Source organism: Prosthecobacter sp. (assembly GCF_034366625.1).
Lineage (GTDB): Bacteria > Verrucomicrobiota > Verrucomicrobiia > Verrucomicrobiales > Verrucomicrobiaceae > Prosthecobacter.
In genome coordinates this window covers 1-25,027 of sequence record NZ_JAXMIH010000009.1, presented here as the reverse complement: position 1 = coordinate 25,027, position 25,027 = coordinate 1, and the positions used below count along the sequence as shown (strand labels likewise).

The window sequence follows — 25,027 nt, the reverse complement described above, 5'->3', positions numbered from 1 at the left end:
CAGAAGCGGATTATAGACACAAACCCACAGGCCAGGATATGAGTGGAGCACCATGCCCTGCAGCACACTATTTCCGAGCCGGTTTCTTGACAAGCCGCACGGTGTGGAAGTAAGCAACTCAAAATATATTCATGCCCGTATCTCCCGCCTTCGAACCCATCGCCATCATTGGAATCGGATGCCGCCTGCCTGGAGGAGCGAACAATGCCGAATCCTACTGGAAGATGCTGCTGGATGGCGTGGACGCCATCCGTGAGGTGCCGCAGTCCCGCTGGGACAGCCGGTTTTTCTATGATCCGGAACAGGGCAAGCCGGGAAAAACCTATTCCAAATGGGCGGGCCTGATCGATGAGATCGACACGTTTGACCCGGCCTTTTTCGGCATCACGCAGCGTGAAGCCCCCTTCATCGACCCGCAGCAGCGCCTGCTGCTGGAGGCAACGTGGGAAGCGCTGCTGGACGCCGGGCAGCAGGTGGACATCGCCAAAGGCGAGGACACCGGCGTCTTCGTGGGCATCTCCACGCATGATTACAGCGACATCCAGCTCATGGATTCGGGACGCGCAGTGGCCGACGCCTATTCCGCCACCGGCAGTGCCTCAAGCATTGCGGCGAACCGCATCTCCTATGCACTCAATTTCCAGGGCCCCAGCATGGCGGTGGACACGGCCTGCTCCTCATCCATGGTCGCCGTTCATCTGGCCTGCAAGGCGCTGTGGAACAAAGAATGCCATCGGGCGATCGCCGCCGGGGTAAACTGCATCATCAGCGCTTATCCTTTCGTCGCCTTCTCCAGCATGAGCATGCTGTCCCCTGATGGCCGCTGCAAAGCCTTCGACGCCAGCGCCGACGGCTTTGTCCGTGGCGAAGGCGTGGGCGCGGTGTGCCTGAAGCCACTTTCCGCGGCCTTGGCGGACGGCGATTCGATCTATGCGGTGATTCGCAGCACCGCCGTGAATCAAGACGGGCGAACCTCCGGTATGACCGTGCCAAGCCGCGGCTCCCAGCAGGAACTCGTGGCCGAAGCATGCAGGCTGGCCGGAGTCTCGCCCCATGAGATTCAATACGTGGAGGCCCATGGCACCGGCACCACCATCGGAGACCTCATTGAAGGCAGCGCCCTTGGCACCATTCTCGGAGTCGGGCGGAAACCCGGTGAAGACTGCCTCGTGGGTTCGGTGAAAACGAACATCGGACACCTAGAGGCCGGTTCGGGCATTGCGGGCCTCATCAAACTGGCTCTCTGCCTCAAACACGGCGTGATTCCGCCCAATCTCCATTTCAAGAATCCGAATCCCTCCCTCAATTTTGAACGGCTGCGCCTGAAAGTTCCGCTGACGGCCACACCGTTGAAAAAAGACGCGGAACACCGCCTGCTGGCGTGCATCAACTCATTCGGTTTCGGCGGTACAAACGCCCATGCCGTGCTGGAGGCCGCGCCCGAACCAGACATGGAACGGCCGTACGTCATCCCCTCTGACGGGCCTGAACTGCTGCTGCCCCTGTCCGCACGTGGAAGCGATGCGGCATTGACCGCCGTGGCGCGGTCTTTCCAGTCCTATCTTGAGTCTGCGGACAAATCCCTCCATTTGAATGCCATCTGCGCCGCCGCCAGCCGCAGACGCACACATCATGAGCTGCGTCTTGCCGTCATAGGACGCACGCGCTCGGAGATGGCCGAATCGCTGGCCGCATTTTTGCGTGGAGAAGCTGATCCGGGACTCCATTCAGGGCAACCGGTGAAAAACGCCCGCCTCGTCTTTGTCTTCAGCGGCCAGGGCCCCCAGTGGTGGGCCATGGGGCGTGAGTTGCTGGCAAACGAGCCCGTGTTCCGGCAGACCATTCAGGCCTGCCATGATGAATTGATCAAGCTCGGCGGCTGGTCCCTTCTGGATGAACTGCAGCGTGGTGAAAACGAAACCCGGCTTGATGAAACTCAGATAGCCCAGATAGCGCTCTTCTCCCTTCAGGTGGCTTTGGCAGCACTTTGGAAATCCTGGGGGGTCTCTCCTTATGCCGTCGTCGGCCATAGCATGGGAGAAGTCGCCGCCGCTCATGCGTGTGGCGCGCTGGATCTTCCCACCGCCATGCGTGTGATTTATCACCGCGGGCGTTGCATGGAGCAGACTCCGCTGCGGGGGAAAATGATCGCCGCAGCCCTGACGCGAGAGGATGCCGAGGAGCGAATCTCCCGCTATGGCGGCCGGGTCTCCCTGGCCGCCGTCAACGGCCCGCAGATGGTTTCCATTTCTGGCGATGCCGACGCCGTGGATGAAATCTTCCACGACCTGGAGAGCAAAGCGTCCTACGTACGACGGGTTCCGGTCAATTACGCCTTCCACAGTGCCCACATGGACCCCGTTCAGGGTGAACTGGCCGCCGCCTTGGAAGGCTTGAAACCACAGGCTGGAAATGTGAAGATCTATTCCAGCGTCACGGGTCAGTTGGCCGAAGGCACGGACTATGACGCAGACTACTGGTGGCGCAATGTGCGGCAGAGCGTGCTCTTCGCTCCTGCCATCGAGTCCTTGATCGCGGCAGGACACACTCACTTTTTGGAAATCAGCCCGCATCCGGTGCTTTCCAATTCCATCACCGAATGTCTCACAAGCGCCGACACCAGCGGACTGGTGCTGCCTTCGTTGCGGCGTCAAAAGCCGGAACGCGCCACAATGCTCGGCTCACTGGCAGAACTGCATGTCCATGGGCATGAAGTGGCCTGGTCAGCCCAGTATCCTCAGGTCAGCAAGGACGTCCGCCTGCCCGACTATCCCTGGCAGAAAGACCGTTACTGGCATGAGCCGGCTTTTTCGCTGCGCCTGCGTGCAAACCCGCCGTTGAATCCGCTCATCAAGCTGTCGTTGCAGAGCATTCACCCGACGTGGGAAACGCCCTTGAGAAAGAATGTGCTGACCTGGCTGAGGGATCACCGCGTAGGCCAGCACATCATCTTCCCAGGAGCGGGTTATGTGGAGATGGCGCTGGCGGCCGCACGGGAGTTGCACAAGAACACGCCCGTGGTGATCGAGGAACTCGAAATTCACCGCGGTTGCATTCTTCCGGCAGGTGACGAGGCCCCCATCATCCAGATCGCCTGCCTGCCCGCTGAGAACAGCTTCGTCATCCAAAGCACACTCACCGAAGACACTCCAAGCTGGACTCAGCATGTGACTGGCAGACTGCGTCCGGAACCGGAACGTGCCCCTCCCGGATGTTTCGATCTCGACGACATCAAACGCCGCTGCCCTCACGAACTGGATGGGGGGCCGTTTTATCAATCAGCCGCCAGTGCTGATCTGCACTACGGCCCGCATTTTCAGGGAATGACCCATGTCTGGGCCGGCAGCGATGAAGCCTTGGGCCGCATCGAAGTTCCAACCTCGGTGGTGGCTGAAATGGACCGTTATGAGATCCATCCCGCACTGCTGGACGCCTGCATCCACCCCACCATCGCCATCCCGGCAGACGGCCTCTACCTGCCGGCGCGCATGGAGCGCATCCGCTGCTATTCCAAGCCCGGATCCAAGGTCTGGGCCTATGTGCGGAAGACCCGGGCCATTGAGAAGAAGATCATCGTCGTTGACCTGTTTATTCTGGATGATGCAGGCCAGGTGCTGTTGGAAATCACCGGCTTCCTCTGCAAATACACAGCCATGAGCAGCGCTCCGGGTTCGGGAGCGGAGGCGGACTGGCTGTACCAGCCGCAATGGCATCTCAAGCCGCTGGCAGCCTGCACACAAGCCCGCAGCCTTGCGGATTACCTGCCGGACAACATCACGCTGGCCGCGCAACTGCGGCAAAACGCGGCCCGGTTCAGCGCCGGACTCGGCATGAACCAGCGCTATCAGGAGTGGGAACCACGCCTCAACCAGCTCAGCCAAGGCTACATTCTCGCCACCTTCAAACAGCTCGGCTGGCGGCCCAAACTTCAAGAGACAGTCACGCTCAAGACCTTGATGAAGCGCCTCAAGGTGCTGCCTGCTCATGAACGCTTGCTGCGACGGCTGCTAACCCTGCTCGAAAAAGAAGGACTGCTCACACCTGCTTCCGCCGCCGAAGAACCAGCGTGGACAGTGACGGTCAAGCCTGCCGCCATCCACTGCGACAAGCTCTGGCGGGAAATCGTGTTTCATTTCCCCAGCTTCCACCCGGAACTCATCTTGCTGGACCGCTGCGCCAGCAGTCTGGCCGATCTGTTGCGCGGCGAGCGTGATCCGGCTCAAGCGCTCTCGGTGAACATGCTGGAGCACTTCCAGGCCGGTTCGGTCTTCACCCGTGTCTATAATCACCTCATCGGTGAGGCGATGGCTGCGGCTCTTGCCCGTCTTCCCGAGGGAAGACCCGTGCGCATTCTCGAAATCGGTGCCGGCACTGGCGGAGTGACCGCCAGCGTGCTGCCCCGCCTGCCACGTGAGAATGTGAGCTATCGTTACACCGATGTGACGGACCGTTTCTTCGATCAGGCCGCGCAAAAGTTTGGTGATCATCCCTTCGTCCAATATCAGGTGCTCGATCTCGACCTGCCGCCTGATGAACAAAGCTTGGCGGAAGATCGCTTCGACATCATCCTCCTTTCAAATGCCCTCTCGCTGACCACCGATGTGCAGAAATCGCTGCGGCATGCGCGGCAGTTGCTCGCTTCTGGCGGACTGCTGGTACTGTTGGAAACAGAACGTCCCTCCGCATGGCATGATCTGGTGCTCGGCATGAACGAACGCTGGTGGTCTTTCCAAGACACCGCCCTGCGTGCCAATCATCCGCTGCTGAAATCGGCCGACTGGCAGAAACTGCTCGCCGCGGCAGATTTTGCCAACATTGAAGCCATCACGGATTCCGACAACACGAGCCAGACAGGTCAGGTCGTGCTGCTCGCCCAAGGTCCCGAACAGCCGCAAACGGTTCCACAAGCTGCGGCGCAGGATCAAGCTGAAGCCGGAAGCTGGCTCATCTTTGCCGACAAACAGGGCGTGGCACAGAAGCTCGCCGATGCGTTGCGCCAGCGCGGGGAAACTTGCCTGCTGGTGAAGGCGGCGGAAGCCTTCCAACGTGTTTCTGCGGATGAAGTGCTGCTGCGTCCATCCGTCTTGGAGGATTTCACCCAGTTGCTCGCGCCTGAGCACCGCGCCACGCCGCTGCGCGGTGTTGTTCATCTCTGGAGCCTGGATGCACCTGCTGGATGGGACTTTTCGACCGCCGCACTCGTCGAGGCACAGACATTGGTCTGCCACAGCTCGCTGCACCTGATGCAGGCCTTGAATACCGCCGGTCTTCCCGCCTGGCCAGGCCTGTGCTTCGTCACCCGTGGCGCTCAGCCGGTCGGCATGAAGCTGGAAGGCCTTTCACTGACGCAGTCGCCATTGCATGGCATGGTTCGCGTCATCATGAGCGAGCATGCGGAAGCGCGCTGCCGCTCGATCGATCTCGATCCCTCGCCGGGTGCTCGCGACACCGAGGTTCTCGTGAACGAGCTGTTGTACGCCGATGCTGAAGACGAAATCGCCTGGCGTGGCGAAGCCCGCCACGCGCTGCGTCTCGTCCACGGTTCGCTGGACAACCTGGCTCTATCCTCACAGGCGTCGCTCAATCCCGATCAAGGTTTCCGCCTGGAATCCGCCAAGCCCGGCTCGCTCGACAAGCTGGTGTTCCGCGCCAAACCACGCCGCGCCCCCGGCCCCGGTGAAGTTGAAATCGAAGTGTGTGCCGCCGCGCTGAATTTCCGCGATGTGATGAAGGCGCTCGGCATCTATCCCGCCGAGGCGGAGGATGCCATGCTGCTCGGTGATGAGTGCGCCGGGCACATCGTGCGCGTCGGTGAAGGTGTGACCGAGTTCAAAGCAGGCGACGAGGTGATGGCGCTCGCCGCCGGTTGTTTCGGCACTTACGTCACCACCGTGACCCATGCGGTGCTGCTCAAGCCGCCCCATCTGACGATGGAGGAGGCGGCCACCATGATGGTCACCTACCTCACCGCTTCCTATGCGCTGCAGCATCAAGGCCGCATGGTCAAAGGCGAGCGCGTTTTGATTCATGCCGGCACCGGCGGTGTCGGTCAGGCTGCCGTGCGTTTGTCCCAGGCCGTGGGCGCTGAAATCTTCGCCACGGCGGGAAGCGCCGAAAAACGCGCCTTCCTCAAAAAAATCGGCGTGCAGCAGGTGCTCGACTCACGCACGCTTTCCTTCGGTGAGGAAATCATGCAGATCACCCACGGCGAAGGCGTCGATCTGGTGCTCAACTCCCTCGCGGGCGAGGCGATCCATCAAAGCCTTTCCGTCCTGCGCCAGTACGGGCGTTTTCTCGAAATCGGCAAACGCGACATCTATGGCAACACCAAGGTGGGCCTCTTTCCGTTCCGCAAAAACCTCTCGTATCACGCGATCGATCTCGGTCACGCGCTCGACCCGAAGAATGCGAAGCCGTTGATGCGCAATTTGAGGCAGCTCATTGCCACGAAAAAGCTGCCCCCCCTGCCCTACCGCACCTTTGCGCTCTCCGACGCTGTGCGTGCGTTCCGTTACATCACCCAGGCACGCCAGATCGGCAAGGTGGTGCTGACGGTTCAAGACGCTCGTGTCGATCTCACGGAGACAGCGCCCTCCTCCGACATCCAGCTTGATCCGGCGGCCACCTACCTCGTAGCCGGCGGCCTCGGTGGTTTCGGCCTGGCCATGTCGCAATGGCTGGTGGAAAAAGGCGCGCGGCATCTGGTGCTCAGCAGCCGCAGTGGCATCTCCACCGATGAGGCACGCGACGGTGTGGCCGCCATGCAGGCCGCAGGCGCGACAGTCACCGTGATGAAATCCAATGTCAGTGATCCCGCAAGCGTGACGGCCCTGCTGCAGGAGATCAAGGCATCACAACCGCCGCTGCGTGGCGTCTTCCACGTGGCGATGGTGCTGGATGACGGTCTCATCCCTCAGCTCAACGTGGAACGGTTCCAAAAAGTCACCACCCCCAAGATCAACGGTGCCTGGAACCTGCATTTGCAGACCCAGGACATGCCGCTCGATCACTTCGTGATGTTCTCCTCGGTTGCCTCGCTTATCGGCAGTCCTGCACAGGCCAATTACGCCGCCGCCAACGCTTTCCTCGACGCTTTGGCGAATCATCGTCGTCTGCAAGGCCTGCCAGCTTTGACGATCAACTGGGGTGTCATGGCCGGAGTCGGTTACGTGGCACGTCACAAAAAGCTGGAGGAACACTTTGAACGCATCGGCTGGTCAGGTCTGACGCCCGCGCAAACACTGCCCATCCTTGGCCGCTTGCTGCAACAGCCTGCGATCAGCCAGATGATGGTCTCCCGCATCGACTGGACCAAATGGGCCGCTGTCTCCCCACGCCTGATCACGACGCCACGCTATGCGCTGCTCACGACCGAGAATGCGTTGAAACAACACAAATCGGAAGGAGCCGACTGGCTGCGTGAGAGCGTGCTCAAAGCATCTGCGGCAGAGCAGATCGGCATTCTGGAAACCTTCCTGTGCGGGCAGGTGGCCAAGGTGCTCCGCACCTCTCCCAACAAAATCGACACCAAACGTCCGCTGAATGACATCGGCATCGACTCGCTCATGGCCGTCGAGCTCATCCATCAGATCGAAAGCCAGATCGGCATTGCCATCCCGACAGGACAGTTGATGGGAGGAGCACCGACCATCCAAAAGCTCGCTGAAATCGTGCTCAACAACCTGACAGGCGGCAAAGTGGAACCCGCGCCCGCACCACCACAGAAAACTGCGGCAGACACGACCGCCGCAGCCACTGACAGCTTCGTCAAGGATGCCGACCTGGCGGGCGCGCACATTCCGTTTGCAGCCGGAATCGTTGAAACCGCGCAGATCAAGCAACCGAGCAACATCTTCCTCACCGGGGCGTCGGATTTCCTGGGTGCCTACCTGTTAAAAGAACTGCTCCTGCAAACGCATGCGCACATTCACTGCCTGATCAAAGCCAATGACGAATCTTCCGCCATGCGGCTGATCGAGGACCATCTGACCCGCCATGAATGCTGGGAGGATTCCTTCCGTTCCCGCATCTTTCCGGTGCCGGGGGATCTCGGCCAACCGTTGTTCGGTCTCGACCAGACTGTCTTCGACCATCTGGCCTCCATCGTGGATGTGATCTATCACGCGACGGCTCACATCAACCACATCGCCCCCTATGAGCAGCTCAAGGCGGTCAATGTGAACGGCACCCTCGAGATCATTCGTCTGGCCGCCCAAAGCAGGCTCAAGCCCGTCCACTGCCTCTCCAGCGTCAGCGTCCTTGGGGCAAGATGTTCCTCGGATGATCAGCACCCGCTTGAAGATGAACCGCTCACGGCCCATGAAAAGCTGACGGTCGGCTACTGTCAGAGCCGCTGGGTTTCAGAGCAGTTGTTCCTGCAGGCGCGCGAGCGCGGTCTGCCGGTGAACATCTATCGCCCCGGACTGCTCACCGGAGACGCACGGACCGGCATCTGCCCGCCGGATGACATCGTGTGGCTCTTCCTCAAGGCCTGCATCGAAATCGGTTTGGGACCGGATGCCACTTACAACAGCCTCCTGACCCCCGTCGATTACACCGCCGCCGCCATGTTGCGTCTGTCACAGAAGATCACTGGTCCCGGACGCAACTTCCACCTCGTCAACCCCGCCTCACCTAGCTTTGGCAGCCTGTTGCGGCTGGCGGTGGCCAACAACTACCCCATTCACATCGTGGGTGAAAGCGAATGGGAGGCCGCGCTGACCGATGGCAGACTCAAGCTCAAGCAAAACCCGCTCGCGGCCCACCTGCTGTTCATCCCGCGTCAGATCTTGTCGCATCTCGTTGAAGAGAAGTCGGCGGAATTCTGTCGCAACACGCTCCAAGGACTTCAGGGCACCGGGGTGAGTTGTCCGCCCATCGACCATGACAGGATGCATCTCTACCTCGACTTCTTCGTCCGGACCGGCTTCCTGCCGCCACCAGCTCACAAGTCTTGATCCGCATCCCGCTCGCCGGCGGTCGCGCTGGCCAACGTGTCCAGCAGACTGCTCCCGCCTCCCGCCGCGCGCACCACGCCAAACGTTTGCTGGACGCCGGCACGGTAATGGGAGGATTCACGCATCAGCGTCTCATGCACTTCGGCGAGACGGTCGTGGGGAATGTTGGGGTAGATGTGGTGGATGAGATGCAGGTCGTTCCCATAAGCCAGCAGTGCCCAGCGGGTGAACACGTCCACATGCATGATGCGCGTGTTGTCCATCTCGCCTGTTCCTGCGTTGGCATGCTGGTAAATCTCCCGCAGCAGCATGAGGTAGGGAAACACATAGAGCAGCGGCAGAACCCATAGAATCAAAAACCCCAGGATGACTCCGCCCCCCTGCTGCTCCGCCAGCGCGCCCAGCACCAGAGCTAGCAGCGTGCAAAAGCTCAGCCTCAGCAGCGCGGCGGATTTCAAAGAACCGGCAAAACTTCCCCCGCTTGAAAACGCCGCGGCAGGCAGCAGCGCCCACCCAATCACCGCCAGTAGGTACAGACCGCTCACCACGCCCCATGAGGAAACCCCGCGCCAGACAGACACCAGCGTCACGACACTGATGACGATGAAATAACCGGCCCCGAGCAGGCCTGGCCGCCAGCGGGATGAGCCATGGCCGGCGGAAGCGCCTCGGTTTTCCAGAGCCAGCACCAGAAAGAGATCCAGCAGGTTCCTCAGCACAAACGGCGGCCAGAAAAACTTCAGGTAATAGCACGCCACAAACCGTTCCTTGGTCATGGGAAACCTCGCCCAGATGCGCTCCAACTTGCCGCCCGAGAGGTTCGGATCATGCACTGGATCATTCGGATGCAGGTGATGTCCGAGATGCCGTTCGCGATACATGGTGAGCGTGGAAAACAACGGGTAAAAAATCAGCAGGTTCGCCAGCCAGTCGTTCCATGCCCGGTTCGAATGCAGCATGCCATGGGAGGCCTCATGCCCCATCAATGCGATCCGATGCTGGAGGCAGCCCATCAAAAAAACCGCCAGCAGCACCACCGGCACCTCCCAGGCCCAGTGCAGCCCCCCCGCAGAACGCACCGAATGAAACCAGACCACGCCACCGGCCACCAGCGCGACGCAGGCGTAGTCCCGCAGCAGAAAGGCACAGCTTCGCCACGGACGGAGCCGCGCCCACGCACGCAGTCGCGGCGAGTCGAGCAGTTGGGTGGATGGAAGCCCCGTGGTATTCATGGATGGCCTGGGCTGCCTGTCTGCGTTGACCGGACCTTCGCTGACCACACCGAATCACACCGGACCCGCCGTCTCCGACGCACCTCGCATGCTTCAAGGTTTCTGGGGAAACGTCCGGCCATAGGGTGGAAAACATGATGATAAATCCGCCCGCTTCAATTGCTGCTTCTGATCCTTTCTTGCCAATTGGAACGCCAGGTGCGACACCACTCCGGCATGAACGAGATCACCCGCCGTAAAAACTTCATCCCCGTCACGGATGAGCTGATCTCGTACCTCGACCAGTTCGGCCGCTGCTACTCCCTGCCCACCACGTATGACGAGCTGCTCGGCTTCGCCGAAAGCTACCCGCACTCCGACAAGGACGGCAACGCCACCTACTGGAGCAGTGTGCTCTACCCTCGTGAGCTCCAGCAGGAGCTCTACCCCAAGCTCACCAGCATCTACTCCCAGCTCCGCACCGGAGACTTCCACGCCGTGCCCCACCTCTTCGTCGAGCGCGTCGATTACTGCGAATTCGGCAACTCCCGTCCCTTCCGTGTCCGCGTCGTCAATCAATACAACGACAACTACGACCACTTCTACGTCAAGACCGCCGACGCCTCCCGCGTTTACGGCCTCGAATTGGAGCACCTGCTCTCCCCCAACCGCATCAACTACCTCATGCACCGCGGCGGCACACTCGTCGAGGAGCACATCGCCGGCGTTCCCGGTGACGCCTTCATCCGCGACTACCTCCACCGCCCCGACCTCAACCGCGTCCGCCTCGCCAAGGAGTTCGTCAAATTCTCCGAGCGCTGCTTCATCCGCCTGCTCGGTGACATGCGCAGCTACAACTACGTCATCGACATGACCCCCGACTTCGAGGAGGTGCAGTACCGCGTCCGCGCCATCGACTTCGACCAGCAGAGCTACGAGGGGCGCAAGAGCCTCTACCTCCCGCAGTTCTTCAAAGAGAACAACCCCGTCGTCCAGCTCTGCTCCGCCTGCCTGAACTTCCCCACCATGCGGCAGTACCAGGAGGAGGAGCGCAACCTCATCTCCCGCCGCTACCTCTCCGAGCACACCCGCATCATGGCCCTGCTGCGCTGCATGAAAAACAACGCCGTCGAGCCCTTCGAAAAGGTCATCCAGCTCCGCGCCGAGATGGGCCAGTACCACAACACCCACCTCTTCGACACCTGCGCCTCCATGGGCGAGATCGTCGAGCGCAACCTCGACATCATGCTCGGCCGGCATCTGGAGTGACCTTCTCCTCGATCCGCTCTCCCCTTCGCACTTCGCACAAAAGCATCCATGATCACTCCACCGACTCTCGTTCCAGCCATAGAGGGCTTTTCAGTCTTCATGCTTGTCGAGAGGCCCAAGTTGATCATATCCTCGTTTCATGACCTGTATCCGATGTATCAATCCCGCCGCCTGCCTTCTGCTGATTTTGTGCGTGGTGACTCCAGCGGGTACCGCATCGGCTAAAAACTCCCAGATGGCGCGGGAGCTGGCACCTCGCCTGAAGCCGCTGGGCCTGACAGAAAAAGCGGAGCCACAATGGTTGGCCCAGATCGTGCGTGGCCAGATCATCCCGATTCTCAGCGCCATGCAAAGCAGCACCCAGACCGGTGGCCCGGACGGTCGCAGCTTGGTGGACACGGCTTTTGAATTTCAGCCAACTGTGGGTGACGTGCAAAAGATGACCGTGCTGGGTAATTTGGTGCAGATGTGGCAGGAAGCTCGGGCGCTGGGTTGTTTCAACGCGGAGCACCAGTTCTCGGGTGCGATCACCAAGGGGCCTGATGCAGGCGCCCAGGTGGTCTTTGAATATATCGTGCCGCTGGAACACGCCCCCAAGTTCTCGCGCGATCTGTCCAATGTGCGGCTGGTCCCGCCCGCTAAAAGTCGCGAGAAGGGCGGAGCCAATGCTGAGCGTGACCTGGCTTTTGGCAAGCAACTCCTCGCCGTGGAGCGTGAGGTCGTTGGCATGATCGCGCTGCGCAAGATCGAAAACGGACCCCCGCCGAAAAAGCCGGAACCCACCAACAACCTGGGACAGACGAAAGAGGAGCAGTTGCGGCTGTTCGAGGCGGAAATGACGCTCGCAGGCGATGCGGCGCTCAAGACCCCGTCCATTCGGCTCGGCGGCCGGCTCACCGAGCAACCCATGAAACGCAATGGCTATCAATGGATCTACACCGCCGAGCTCACGAACCTCTCACCTCATCCTACGGAAGTCGCCGTGGAATGGTGGCTGATCGGCGACACCGAGATCAAACACCTCAATTACTTGATGGCCGAAGGTGAGGAGACGTTGAAGTTGCGCTCCGCCGGCATCGAGCGGCTGGAGTTCAAGACCAAGTCCAAGAGCCATTATGACGGTCGGGCCGATGATCTGGACGGCCTGGCGGCCAAGGACCCCATGCGCGGGAAAACAGAGCCAAAATATCGAGGAATCGTGATCCGGGTCATTCATGGCAAGGATAAAAAGACGGTGGCCACCTGGACCTCAGATGCCACCATGGCACGCTCACTGTCCGACGAACCCGGGGAGCAGTACGATCTCGACCGCCTGCCAAGGCTCTACGAAAGCGCCTCGAAGTAATATCGATGAGAGTGTCTTCTGATGGTCTCGCGAAGAACCGAAAGCCCCTCATTTCCACGCCTTCGCCATCGCTACAAAGATCGCGTCTGCAATCGCTCCCATGCCCTTGTCCCCCGGATGACGCGCCACGCCTTCGTGCTCAAACTTCCGTTCGGATCGCGCATAGTTCGCCTCATCCTTGCCCAAGGTGCCAATGTCCACAAACACGCCTCCCGTTGCCTCGCACGCCTCTTTCAGAATCGCGTCCTTCGTCGCATCCGCCCAAAAGCAGCTCCGTACATACAGCGTGGCTTGGCCGTCACGCTTCAGCAGTGTCAGCAGTTTCACCATCGCCTCCTTGAACTGCGTCTTCGCTTCTGCCGTCTTCAGCCCCGGCACATTCTCGCCGATCGCCACGATCACCGTGTCAGCCTTAAAGGCCACTTCGGTCGTTAGCTTCGCCGCTGCATCGACAGTCGCGTAGCTCCGTTCCAGATCCGCCACGTTCGCCACAAGGAACTCCGGCTTCACGCCGCGTTTCTTCGCCACGGCATCCACCACGAGATGCACATAATCCTTGGCCTCCGCACTCGCCGCCATGCCCCAGTTCCCCGTCCACGCCACCTTCGCCGACGGCCCATGCCGCGTGATGCTGTTGCCAATAAACAGCAGCCGCTCGCCTTTTCCGACCTGAGCATGGCTCAGACCGGTGGAAGACAGCACGGCAGCGATCAGGAGGGAGAAACGGCGGAGATTCATCAGGAAGAATGGATATAACCACACCGATGAACGCAGCATGCCCCGCGATACTAGCTTTTTGTCAGATATAAAGATGCTGACAAACTCACTGATTTGCTCATGATTCATCTATCAGTTCAAAATGAAAACCACCATCGACCCATATTGGCTCTCAGAATTTCGGCAGCGGATGTCGGATTTCTCCCCGACAGATCATGAAGATGCTCTCGCTGTCTCGATCAAGCTGAAAGTCGAGTCTGGGTGCTTCTGTAAAAGCTGTTGCCCAGAAGGACATCGCGAGATGTCGAAATATCTACACTGGCCTCCCGAAGCTCTAAAGGGAGTCAAAGTCGTCGAGCATGAAAGTGGGCCGGAAATTCTCACATACATGAGTCTTGCTGGAGGAGTATTCTCGTTCGCGGCGGCGGTCATCAGCTTGATCGTAGCCATTATTCAGGCACGAAACGAAGGCGTAAGGCGCGGAGACAAGAGAGGGCATCCATTCAAGCTGATCGTTCGGCGGCTAGACGACAAAGATGGATTCAAAGAAGATATACTCCTTGAAATACCTCCTGATGCCGATGTGGATGCTGAAAAGATTTCCGCCTGTCTTCTCAGCTATGCTAAAGCGACGGCGAAGTCATCACAGCCAAAATCAAAGAAACGCAGCAAGAAGGACTAACTAAGTTCAATCCGCGAATGGGTCACCCTACTTCCCACGCACCTCATTCACGAACTCCTCCATCAAATCCATCGCCTTCGCGATGAGTTCGGGGGCGGTGGCGTAGCAGCAACGAACAAAACCTTCACCGGCGCTGCTGAAGGCGCTGCCGGGGACGACGGCGACGCTTTTCTTCTCCAGAAGCTGGATGGCGAACTCCTTGCTGGTGAGGCCGGTGCTGCGGATGTCCGGGAAGACGTAGAAGGCGCCGCCGGGATTGAAGCAGTGCAGGCCCATGCCGTTGAGACGGCTGACGATGAGATTGCGGCGCTGCTCGTAGCTCTGGCGCATGTCCTCGTAGGCACTCTCGCCCATTTTCAGGGCCTCAATGCCGGCCATCTGGCTCATGATGGGAGCGCAGAGCATGCAGTATTGATGAATCTTCATCATCGCCTCGCGCAGCGGGGCGGGAGCACAGGCGTAGCCGAGACGCCAGCCGGTCATGGCAAAGGCCTTGCTGAAGCCGTGCAGCAGCACGGTGCGTTCACGCATGCCGGGGAACTCGACGATGCTCTTGTGCTTGCGGCCGTCGTACAGCAGCTCGCTGTAAATTTCGTCGGTGAAGACAAGCAGGTCGTGCTTCACGGCCAGCGCGGCGATCTTAGCCAGCTCTTCCTCCGGCATGATGCCGCCGGTAGGATTCGTGGGGAAGTTCATCGCGATGACCTTCGTCTTCGGCGTGATCGCCTTCTCCACATCAGCGGCCATCAGCGCGAATTCATTCTCCTCACGCGTCTGTACCACGACGGGCACGCCGTAGGCCATCTTGATGCTCGGTGAGTAGCTCACATAGCACGGCTCATGATAGATCACTTCGTCGCCCGGATTCAAGACGGCACGGAAGGCGATGTCGAGAGCCTCGGACACGCCGACGGTGACGAGGATCTCTGTCTTCGGATCGTAGGTGGTGCGGAAATGCTTCGTCACATACTCGCTGATCAAGATGCGCAGGGCTTCGAGGCCGAGATTGGAGGTGTAGCTCGTCTGGCCTTTCTCCAGCGAACGGATCACCGCCTCGCGGATCGGCCACGGGGTCGGTTTGTCCGGCTCACCGACGCCAAGAGAAATGACATCGGTGCGGCCGATGACGAGTTCAAAGAAATCGCGGATGCCGGAACGCGGCAGATCGCGAATGATGTGGGAAATTTTGTTGTCGTAGTCCATGACCTCTATGTCCTCGCCACTCATGGAGCCACCAGCAGGCGCTCTTCATCGCCGCCATCGTTCGACAGAAACCCGTTTTCTTTGTACGCCTTCAATTGAAAGCGCGTAGCCGTGGACAGCACACCGCCGAGGGTGCTGAGCTTTTCAGCCACAAAGGTCGCCACATCGAGCAGGTCCTTGCCCTCCACGATCACGGCAAGGTCATACCCACCGCTCATGAGGTAGCAATCGCGCACTTGGTCGAACTTCGAGATCCGACGTGCCAGACGATCAAAGCCGCCATCGCGTTCTGGCGAGATGCGCACCTCGATCAAGGCCGTCACCCGGCGGTCCCCCGCCTTCAGGCGATCCACCACGGCGCTGTAACCCAAAATCGTGCCATCGGCTTCCGCTGCGGCGATCTGTGCGGCGACGTCGGCTTCCGAAATGCCCATGGCGAGGGCGATCTCCTTGGGAGTGCGGTTGGAGTTGTTGCGAAGCAGTTCGATGAGCGGGTCCATGATAAGGGCCGCGATTGTAACGCGAGAGCGTGGTTTGAACAACGGAAACCCGAAGGAACCTTGCACTTTGAGCCAGTCACATGGAAGGATCGCCTGCATGCGCCAAACCGCCGTCCAGATCATCGAAAAACTCACGCAAGCAGGCCATACGGCCCTGCTGGCAGGCGGTTGCGTGCGGGACATGCTGCTGGGGCGCGAGCCGAAGGACTACGACGTGGCCACCAGCGCCACGCCGGAGCAGGTGGTTAAGCTGTTTCCCGGCGCGCAGACCGTGGGCGCGCATTTCGGCGTCGTCATCGTGCGCTTGAACCACATGCATGTCGAAGTGGCCACCTTCCGCAGCGATGGCAGCTACAGCGATGGCCGCAGGCCGGACAGCGTGACCTACTCCACGCCGGAACTCGATGCCGAGCGCCGTGACTTCACCATCAACGGCCTGTTTTTCGATCCGCTCACAGATCGCGTGATCGACTATGTCGGTGGTCAGGTCGATCTACGCATGGGGCTGCTGCGCGCCATCGGTGTGGCGAAGGATCGTTTCGAGGAAGACCATCTGCGCCTGCTGCGCGCGATCCGTTTTGCCACCGTGCTCGGTTTTGACATCGAGCATGCCACCTGGGAGTCGATCTGCGGCTTGGCCGAGAAGATCAAGAGTGTGAGCATCGAGCGCATCCGCGAGGAGTTCATCAAAACAATGCTCAGCCCGAACCGCGTGCGCGGTTTCGACCTGCTGGTGAACAGCGGCCTCATGGCGCAGTTCCTGCCGGAAATCCTCGTGCTGCAAGGCTGCGAGCAGCCACCGCAGTTTCATCCCGAGGGCGATGTCTTCATCCACACGCGCCTCATGCTCAGCCTGCTACCTGCCGATGCTTCACTGCCACTCGTAATGAGCGTGCTGCTGCATGACATCGCCAAACCAGCCACTCAAACACGCGACGCCGACACCGGCCGCATCCGCTTCAACGGCCACGACAAGCTCGGCGCTGAGATGACCGGCAGCATCCTGCGCAGGATGAAATTTCCCAACGACGTCATCGAGCCCACGGTGATCGCGGTGGAGAACCACATGGCCTTCATGAACGTGCAAAAGATGCGCACCGCCACGCTGCGCCGCTTCATGGCGCGACCATCGTTCGAGGACGAACTGGCCCTGCATCGCGTCGATTGCCTCGGCTCCAACGGTTTCACCGACAACTACGACTTCCTGCTCGCCAAGAAGCAGGAGTTCGCCAACGAGCCGCTGCTGCCGCCGCGCATCGTCACTGGCGCCGATTTGATCGCGCTCGGCTGGCATGCCGGCCCGGCCATGGGCCGCCTGCTGACGACGATTCAGACGCTGCAGCTCGAAGGCACGCTCCAAACGAAGGACGACGCGCTGGCGTGGATTGCGAAGAATACGCCGACGCCGGATGTGTTTGAGGCAGTGGAGGAATAGGAGGGCGGACCTCCGCGTCCGCCGAATTCGGCAAAGCTGGAGCCTTGCCCTCCCAGAATCACTTCACGCTCTTCTGCCTCTCCCACTCCGCACGGAAGGCCTGTTCCCTGTCCGTCACATAACGATGGTAGCCTGCGGGGTCGATGAAGGGATTGTTGCCGCCTGTGACGAGGAAGCGAGTGTGCTTGGCCTCCAGGCCGTAGTAGCCGCCGTGGGCGCCGAGGAACAGATCGACGGGGAGCGCTTTCAAGACGCGGAAGGTAAGCTCGTAGTCGGTGGCGATGGTCGGGTAGTTCTTGTTGCCGATGAGGATGTAGCCGGGGTTCACGTTCGGACTGCCGATGATGACGGCGTTGAGCCCGTCCACCTTCATCGTCCACGTCGTGCAGCCCGGCGTGTGGCCTGCTGTCAGATGCGCCACCAGCGTTGCATCACCGAGCTTCACTTGCTCACCGTCCTTGAGGCGACGATCCACCTTCGCGGGCGGGAACTGCGTGTAGTCCCCCTTCCCCAGCCGTGTCTTCTTCGCGCCGCCCTGTTCCACCGCGTTTGCATCGCCTTCCATGACGAAATGTTTCGCGCCGGTGAGTTTCAGGATCTCCGCGCTGCCCGCGCAGTGATCCGAATGCGCGTGGCTGATGAGGAGAATGCGGATGTCGGTGAATTTGAAGCCGAGCTTCTCCACACTAGTGCGAATCAGCGGCACCGATTCCTCCAGGCTGCTGTTGATGAGGATGTGTCCCTCCGGCGTCGTGATCAGGTAGGAGGCCAGATCGCGTGATCCGACATAGTACAGATTCCCCGCGATGCGATGCGGTGGGAAAGGCTCCGTCCAAGCAGACGACGGCTGGGCTGTGGCGAAGGAGCACAGGCTTAGAAGCAGGAAGACAAAGCGCTGGATCATGCCGTGCATCACAGCGCATGGAATCCCGTGCTGCAAGAGAGTTCCGGCGTGGCCGCTCAGTTGTACTGTAGTCCCGGCGTTTTCCGGCTTCTGAACTGACCGGCTAAAGCCGGGACTACAGAACACAGAACAGCGGTTCAGCGTGACGGCGTTCCCAGAATCTTCAGGCGCTCCGCGTTGTTGAGTTTCCGCATGGCGGCGACTTCGCGGTGGAAGGCTTCGAGATCGCCCTGGTGCTTCTGCAGCAGTCGTTCAAAGCCGGGCACCATGGTGTAGTAGGCGGCGACGGTGTTGAGGCGGGCGTTGTTCCACGTGCGGCTGGCTTGCTGCTGCTGGTGAATCCGGGCGTTGGGATTGATGGCGAGGGCCTTTTTCAGCATGCTGTCAAAGACGCGCTGCTTGGCGAGCCGTTCGGTTTCCACGCTGCGATAGACGCAGGCATACACCTCTTTGAGCTGGTCCCGGGCATCGAGCACCAGGCCGATGATCTGACGGTTCTTCTTCAAATTCAACTCATAGGCACGCAGGCCGGCCAGGTCGCCTTTCGAGCGCAGCCAGAGGCGCACGCCGTTCTCGGCGTTGGCGGTGGCGAAGGCCTCGTTGAATTCGGTGTCGCCTGGAATGAAGACCTTGGCGTGGGTGAGCTCGTGGAAGATGAGTTCGGCCAGCTCGGCATCGCTGCGATGAAGGAAGGTGTTCAGCACAGGGTCTTTCAAGTAGCCAAGCGTCGAGTAGGCCTCCACTCCGCCAACGAACACATCGCAGCCCTTTTGTTTCAGCCGCCTGCCTTCGTTGACGGCATCTTTTTCGTTGAAGAAGCCGCGATACTTCAGGCTGCCGACGAGCGGATACCACCACTGCTTGCCCTCGACGGAAAATTCCGGCGCGGCAAACACGACCCACACGACATAGGGCCGCTGGAGGTCGCAGTACTTGCCGAAGCTTTTGGTGGGGAGGCGCAGATCGCTCGCGGCGAAGGCGCGCAGCTCCTCGATCAGTTGCAGGCGCTGCTTCACATGCGCGTTGACGCCTGGATCGGCCAGCACCTTGGCATTGGTCCGTGACTTGCGCCAGATTTCCATCTGGCCGTCGAGCGCCTGGGTGTAAAAATTGAAGGTGCCGCACGAGCACACCAGCAGAGCCGGAAGGAGCGCGAACCAGTTGCGTGCGAACATCATCGCTCCAGTGTAGCGGCTCATTTCCAACCGCAAACCGCAATGTCTTTCATCCACGACAATTTCCTGCTCAGCACCCAGTCCGCCAGCCGCCTGTACCACACGTTTGCCAAGGACGAGCCGATCCTGGACTACCACAATCACCTGCCGCCGAAGGACATCGCGCAAAACCGGCAGTTCAAGAACCTGTTCGAGATCTGGCTGGAAGGCGACCACTACAAATGGCGTGCGATGCGCTGCAACGGCGTGCCGGAGGAGTTCATCACTGGCAAGGCCAGTCCGCGCGACAAATTCATGGCCTGGGCCAAGACGGTGCCGCAGACGCTGCGCAATCCGCTCTACCACTGGACGCATCTGGAACTGAAGCGCTACTTCGGCATCGACACGCTGCTGGATGAAAAGACGGCACCCGCGATCTGGGAGCAAACCGAAGCCGCGCTGGCGCAGCCGGAGATGAGCACCCGCGGCATCCTGCGCACGCAGAAGGTGAAGGCACTCTGCACCACCGACGATCCCATCGACGATCTCGCCTGGCACCGCCAGTGCGCGGCGGATGGTTTTGAAGTCGGCGTGTATCCGACCTTCCGCCCCGACAAGGCGCTGGCCGTGCATCAACCCGAAGCCTGGAGTGCGTGGTGCGACAAACTCAGCGCCGCCAGCGGCATCGAAGTGAAAAGTTATGCGTCGCTGCTCGATGCGTTGAAGCAACGCCATGATTTCTTCCACAGCGTCGGCGGTCGCTTGAGCGATCACGGCCTGAACTACTGCCACGCCAACTTCGTCAGCGATGCGGAAGCCGAGCGCATCTTCCAAAAAGCCCGCAGTGGCAGCGCCGCGAGCGCGCAGGAGCAGGATCAGTTCGCCAGCAACGTCATGCTGCACGTCGGCCGCCTCAATGCGTCACGCGGCTGGACGATGCAGCTTCACCTCGGCCCGGTGCGCAACAACAACAGCCGCTTGGCGCGTGAAATCGGCGCGGATGTCGGCTGCGACAGCATCGGCGACTATCCGCAGGCGGAGACGCTGTCACGTTTCCTCGACCGCCTCGACACCGAGAACGCGCTGCCCAAGACCGTGCTCTACAACGTCAATCCCGCGCACAACTACGTCTTCGGCACCATGGCCGGCAATTTCGCCGACGGCACCACGCCCGGCAAAGTGCAGTTCGGTTCCGCGTGGTGGTTCGTGGATCAGAAGGAAGGCATGGAGTGGCAGATCAACGCGCTGAGCAATCTCGGCCTGCTGAGCCGCTTCATCGGCATGCTCACTGACAGCCGCAGCTTCATGAGCTTCCCGCGTCACGAGTACTTCCGCCGCACGCTGTGCAATCTGCTCGGTGCCGACATCGAATCCGGTGCGATCCCCAATGACGACGCGCTCGTCGGCACGATGGTGAAGAACATCTGCTACGCGAATGCGCAGGCGTATCTCGGGCTGAAGGTGGCGTAGCCCACGAAAGAACGAAAAGGCACGAAAGCCGGATGTTGAACTCTTTGGTTTCTTTCGGCCATCCCTGTCCGGCTACTCCTTCCAGCGCATCAGCAGCAGCGTCAGCACGGCGCCGCTGGTCCACAGCAGCCAGCCTTCGGTGATGAGGTAGGTGCAGGCCAGCAGGGCCGCGCCGAGGATCATCTTGATCACGGATCCCGTCGTCTTGCCGAAAAGCAGCGCCCCCAGCCCGATGGCACCGAAGATCAATCCTCCCAGAAATGTGGCTTCGGTGGGCATGCGCCCGTCATGCGGCCTTTTACCCCGCCTTGCAATGTCTCTTCTGCCGGGAACACGCAGCTCCGGCCCCGCAGCGGTGTGCCGAAGCCGGGCGGGTTCCGGATGACGGCAAAGAGCAACGGCCGCGATTCATAGGCGTCAGCGAACGCTTGTGAGCGTAGCTCTTGTGACAACCCAACCGCAGGAGGCAGGTCATGAGAGCGTACCACGCCCACCAGAACCAGTTCCAGACCATGTCGAGCGCCATTGCCTCGATGGCGGTGGTGGCAGTCGTCGCCATTCCTCTTTTGAGCGGGAAGTTTCATGAGGGCATGTCGAAAATGGCCATCGAGTCGTGGGAACCGCGCATCCACTTTTCCCATCGAGGGCGCTTCAGCACCTTCGGCGGGCCGGCTGATGCCACGATGAGCCGCAGCGAGGTGCTGGCCTTGTTTGAAAATCGCGCCGAGGCCGGACACCCCTCCGTGCGGGAGTACTTTCTCTGGCCGCCACCACCCGGCATCAGCGGCACCCTGCGCCAGCTCGATCCCCAGAAGTTTTATGTCGCGTGTCGTTGGGACTATTCCAAAGCCTCCAAGAAGCTGCTGCGTCAATCGTTCGTGACCGTCACGAACCCGGCCAACGGTCGGAGCACCCAGGCCAAGCCGGTTGATTGGGGCCCCGCCGCGTCCACCGGACGTGCGGTGGACATGTCGCCCGGTCTGGCGGCCTTTCTTGGTGTGCAGGTGAACGATGAGGTCATCGTCACCTTCGAGACGGAGCCATGATTGCGTATTCCCTGCCAGGGTGTTCAGCCTCGTCCCCTGCGACCTCTAGGATCGCCCGTCGACGGACCGCTGGAAGGTGCACTGGGCTGCGGCGTGCTCGGACGCTGTTGTGGAGTGAACGACGGGCGCTGCGGCGGCGGCGTGAATGATGGGCGCGACTGTGGGGCGCTGGGCTGCGGCGTGCTTGGACGCTGCTGCGGTGTGAACGAGGGCGTGCTCGGACGCGGTGTCGGCGTGAACGACGGGCGTGACTGCGGTGCACTGGAGCGCGAGTTCGGCGGCGGTGTGAAGGACGGGCGCTGCTGCGGCGTGAAGGACGGCGTGCTTGGACGCGGTGTCGGCGTGAACGATGGACGCGACGACGGCTCGTTGGAGCGCGAACTCGACGGCGGTGTGAACGACGGACGCGAAGGCGTGGCGGGGCGCACCTCAGGCGGCGTCAGGGAGGGCCTGGTGCCGGGCGTGAAGGAAGGGCGCGATGACGGATCGCTGGAGCGTGAACTCGACGGCGGCGTGAACGACGGACGCGAAGGCGTGGCGGGGCGCACCTCGGGCTTGGTTTCCGGTGGCCGGGACGTCTGCGGGATGCCCGAGCGGGAGCCGAAGGGTGACGTTGGGAGCGCTGGACGCACCTCATCGGCCTTCTTGAAGGTCGATCCGGGCATGGGGGGCCGCCCTTCAGCCGTCGCCGATGGATTGCGCGATGACGAGGGGCCTCGTTCGGAAACGTCCGGGCGCTGGCTGCCGCCGGTGCCCGGGATGGGCAGGGCGTCAGGCCGGCCGAAGCGTGAGCGTGAGCGTGAATCCGACGGAGTGCTTCCTGTCCGTGGGGCGGGTGGTTGACCGGCGGTGTCCGCAGGCGTGGCCTTGCGCACTTCCACCGGCGTCGCACGCGGTGTTTCTCCCGCACTGCTGCGGGAAGAGCCCGGGCCAAAGCTGCGGCGCTCGGTGCTGGAGAGCGTGCGGCCCACGGCAGGCGGCGGCGTGGTGCTGGTGGCGATCACTGGCCGGCGTTCCGGCAGATTCTTCGGCAGGTTGCGTGACTCCTGCTCGCGCTGGCTGCGCAGGCGGCTGCTTTGCTCACTGTTGCCAGCGGTGCGCCAGCCGCGGTCAATGTCCGGCTGTGCGATGCGTTCCCGCACGCGGGAGGGCAATCCAGGGCTGTCATCGCGGCGGATGTTGGGGGAGGCCACGATCAACTGGCCGCGGTCCACGCGGGAGAGGCTGCGCGGATCACGATCTCCATCGCGGTTCAGCCAGTCGCGGCGCATGCCCTCGTCATCGCGGCGCAGGGAGTAGCGCGGCACCCGGTCCCGGCCCATGCGGTCCATGCGGTTCACGTCCGGCCCGCCCACGAAGATGTTGTTCACCACCGTGTTGTTGTAGGAGATGTTCGTGATGTTCACCGACTGGTCGTAGTACGTCATGTTGTTGCGGCGGTTCATGAAAAAGGGCCGCAGCGACGTGCGGCAGGCGAACGACTCATACGGCACAAAGCTGTAGTAGCTCGGGCCGATGTCATAGTAGCTGTCCGTCCACGTGCTGAAGCCGATGCTCATCGACCATGCGGCCTCCGGCGGCAGCGGTGCCCAGCCGATGTGCGCGTTGCTCTGCCGCCACGAAACCCACGCCGGCGCCCAGTCATAGCCCGGCACCCAGCACCAGCGGCCCGCGTTCATCATCCAGCGGCCATAGTGATACGTCGCCCAGCCGAAAGGCTCGTCCGTCATCCACGTCCAGCCACCATCCGTGTGGGCCCAGTAACCATCCGTGTACGGCTGCCAGCCATCACCCACCAGCTCCGGGTAGGGCTCCCAGCAGTAGCCGTAGTTGTCGATGTAAACCCAGTCCCCGTAGGGCTGCAGCGCATCGTAAAAGAAATCGATCGAGACATCGACGTTCGCCTGCGCCCGCTGCACCGGCGCGATGAGGATCAACAGGGCCGTGAAAGCCAGAGCAAGAGTTTTCATTGCTTTACTGGACGCATTCGCCGCTGCGTTATTCAGCCCATCGTCTCGCCAGTAATCAGTGACCAGTGGTCGGTGATCCGTAAGTCCGTCCACCACTCCATCCATTCTCCCGAATAACTTGGCTGGTAAAAGATTGGCGGTAAAAAATGGAAACCGTCGTTTTCCGATCTTTTACCTCCCATTTTTTACCAGAGAAAGTTACTCCCTGGTTCACACGCCCACCCGTCGTTCCAGTGCTCCGTTCCGTTCTCCGTAGCTTTACTGCGAAGGATGAACCACTCCACCGCCTACTGACCACCCCTCACCGTCGCCGACGCCCGCGGCTGCAGGCGAGGGTACGCGGGCTCCGAGCGGTACACCATCACTGGAGCGCCCCAGGTGTTGGGATAACGAGACGTGTACTGCCAGGTCGTCACCCGCTGCGGCGCCTGGACCGGGTACCGATACCGACTCGATGCGCTGTGGTAGTGGTACAGGGGGCCGACGTAGGACGGGCCATAGGCATGAAAGCTGCGGTCGGTGTAGGGCGCGCCGTAGCGGTAGTAGCTGGTGCCGTAGTACGGGCCGTTGTACTGCGGACCGCTGTAGCTCCCGGCGGCATACTCGGCGGGGTAATAGCAGGAGGACAACGCACAGGCCACCGCAAGCCCACAGACGATCAAGCGCAAGGTTTTCATAAGCATGGAGGTAGGGGGCAGGAGTCGCCCGGAAGAGATACGCCGCAGGAAGACACTTCGTTGCCACGTCCTTGGGGAAGCACAGTGGAGCAGTGGAGTGGTCAAGTTTCGTGCCTGTCTGAAATCGTGCTCCTATTGACTCGTTCGCGCCTCACGCTCATCTCGGGCTGCGCCCAATGCTGCGCATTGTCTGTCTCGGCTCCACCAGTCGCCTCGGCTCGAACTCGTCCTCGACGTTCGATGGCCAGCGTCCACACCCGCAGCAACTCACCCAAGGAGAGGGGACATTCCATTCTCCGTTCCGTTCTCCGTAGCTTTACTGCGAAGGATGAACCTGTCCCCTCAGTGAGCCTTCTTCGTTTATGTGGACAGCAAAAGTTGGGTGACAACCCAAACCGACATGAACAAGACGACAACGACAAAACGCACCTTTGACGAGCAGTTCAAGCGCGACGCAGTCGCGCTGCTTGAGGGTGGCCGCAAGGCT

At 61.0% G+C, this 25,027-nt stretch carries 16 protein-coding genes; 7 read left to right on the top strand and 9 right to left on the bottom strand.

Annotated elements, in window-relative coordinates; all coding sequences use genetic code 11:
• The first annotated feature begins 131 nt into the window (after window positions 1-131).
• Window positions 132-8,957 (top strand): polyketide synthase, encoded by an 8,826-nt coding sequence (locus U1A53_RS12260; protein ID WP_322281257.1) that lies wholly within the window; start codon window positions 132-134, stop codon window positions 8,955-8,957.
• On the opposite strand, the gene U1A53_RS12255 is transcribed toward U1A53_RS12260, so the two are convergent.
• Window positions 8,945-10,189, bottom strand: coding sequence for a fatty acid desaturase (locus tag U1A53_RS12255; protein ID WP_322281255.1), 1,245 nt, complete (start codon window positions 10,187-10,189; stop codon window positions 8,945-8,947). The genes U1A53_RS12260 and U1A53_RS12255 overlap by 13 nt on opposite strands.
• 216 nt (window positions 10,190-10,405) lie before the next feature.
• Between U1A53_RS12255 and U1A53_RS12250 the strand changes: the two genes are divergently transcribed.
• Window positions 10,406-11,437: a hypothetical protein gene (locus U1A53_RS12250; RefSeq protein WP_322281254.1), complete on the top strand. Its 1,032-nt coding sequence runs from the start codon at window positions 10,406-10,408 to the stop codon at window positions 11,435-11,437.
• Window positions 11,438-11,672: 235 nt separating this feature from the next.
• On the top strand, window positions 11,673-12,782 hold the full coding sequence (locus U1A53_RS12245; RefSeq protein WP_322281253.1) for a hypothetical protein: 1,110 nt from the start codon (window positions 11,673-11,675) through the stop codon (window positions 12,780-12,782).
• Window positions 12,783-12,830: 48 nt separating this feature from the next.
• Here the strand turns inward: U1A53_RS12245 and U1A53_RS12240 are convergent, their stop codons facing one another.
• Window positions 12,831-13,520, bottom strand: a complete 690-nt coding sequence (locus U1A53_RS12240) for an SGNH/GDSL hydrolase family protein (protein WP_322281252.1) — start codon at window positions 13,518-13,520, stop codon at window positions 12,831-12,833.
• 121 nt (window positions 13,521-13,641) lie between these two features.
• On the opposite strand from U1A53_RS12240, the gene U1A53_RS12235 reads away from it, so the two are divergent.
• Complete coding sequence (locus U1A53_RS12235; RefSeq protein ID WP_322281251.1) at window positions 13,642-14,181, top strand: hypothetical protein; 540 nt, start codon at window positions 13,642-13,644, stop codon at window positions 14,179-14,181.
• Between the two features lie 27 nt (window positions 14,182-14,208).
• Here the strand turns inward: U1A53_RS12235 and U1A53_RS12230 are convergent, their stop codons facing one another.
• Together U1A53_RS12230 and U1A53_RS12225 are read right to left on the bottom strand one after the other, a co-directional pair.
• Complete coding sequence (locus U1A53_RS12230) at window positions 14,209-15,408, bottom strand: aminotransferase class I/II-fold pyridoxal phosphate-dependent enzyme (RefSeq protein WP_322281250.1); 1,200 nt, start codon at window positions 15,406-15,408, stop codon at window positions 14,209-14,211.
• Window positions 15,405-15,884, bottom strand: coding sequence for an Lrp/AsnC family transcriptional regulator (locus tag U1A53_RS12225; RefSeq protein WP_322281249.1), 480 nt, complete (start codon window positions 15,882-15,884; stop codon window positions 15,405-15,407). Before U1A53_RS12225 ends, U1A53_RS12230 begins: the two co-directional genes overlap by 4 nt.
• A 97-nt stretch (window positions 15,885-15,981) precedes the next feature.
• Here U1A53_RS12225 and U1A53_RS12220 point away from each other — a divergent pair, with 97 nt between their 5' ends.
• Entirely contained in the window at window positions 15,982-17,319 is a 1,338-nt protein-coding gene (locus U1A53_RS12220; protein ID WP_322281248.1) for a CCA tRNA nucleotidyltransferase, read from the top strand.
• Window positions 17,320-17,377: 58 nt separating this feature from the next.
• Here the strand turns inward: U1A53_RS12220 and bla are convergent, their stop codons facing one another.
• Together bla and U1A53_RS12210 are read right to left on the bottom strand one after the other, a co-directional pair.
• A complete protein-coding gene (bla, locus tag U1A53_RS12215) occupies window positions 17,378-18,223 on the bottom strand; it encodes a subclass B3 metallo-beta-lactamase (RefSeq protein ID WP_322281247.1) in 846 nt (281 codons plus the stop codon).
• A 137-nt stretch (window positions 18,224-18,360) separates the two neighbouring features.
• The gene (locus tag U1A53_RS12210) at window positions 18,361-19,422 is read right to left on the bottom strand and encodes an aminopeptidase (protein ID WP_322281246.1); all 1,062 of its coding nucleotides are present in this window, start codon (window positions 19,420-19,422) and stop codon (window positions 18,361-18,363) included.
• A gap of 18 nt (window positions 19,423-19,440) precedes the next feature.
• Between U1A53_RS12210 and uxaC the strand changes: the two genes are divergently transcribed.
• The gene (gene uxaC, locus U1A53_RS12205) at window positions 19,441-20,847 is read left to right on the top strand and encodes a glucuronate isomerase (protein WP_322281245.1); all 1,407 of its coding nucleotides are present in this window, start codon (window positions 19,441-19,443) and stop codon (window positions 20,845-20,847) included.
• Between the two features lie 72 nt (window positions 20,848-20,919).
• Here uxaC and U1A53_RS12200 read toward each other — a convergent pair whose 3' ends face one another.
• Window positions 20,920-21,126 (bottom strand): hypothetical protein, encoded by a 207-nt coding sequence (locus U1A53_RS12200; RefSeq protein WP_322281243.1) that lies wholly within the window; start codon window positions 21,124-21,126, stop codon window positions 20,920-20,922.
• Between the two features lie 233 nt (window positions 21,127-21,359).
• On the opposite strand from U1A53_RS12200, the gene U1A53_RS12195 reads away from it, so the two are divergent.
• Entirely contained in the window at window positions 21,360-21,893 is a 534-nt protein-coding gene (locus U1A53_RS12195) for a hypothetical protein (protein WP_322281242.1), read from the top strand.
• Window positions 21,894-21,916: 23 nt separating this feature from the next.
• On the opposite strand, the gene U1A53_RS12190 is transcribed toward U1A53_RS12195, so the two are convergent.
• Together U1A53_RS12190 and U1A53_RS12185 are read right to left on the bottom strand one after the other, a co-directional pair.
• Complete coding sequence (locus U1A53_RS12190; RefSeq protein WP_322281241.1) at window positions 21,917-23,863, bottom strand: DUF6600 domain-containing protein; 1,947 nt, start codon at window positions 23,861-23,863, stop codon at window positions 21,917-21,919.
• Between the two features lie 287 nt (window positions 23,864-24,150).
• Window positions 24,151-24,540, bottom strand: coding sequence for a hypothetical protein (locus U1A53_RS12185; protein ID WP_322281240.1), 390 nt, complete (start codon window positions 24,538-24,540; stop codon window positions 24,151-24,153).
• Window positions 24,541-25,027: the final 487 nt, after the last annotated feature.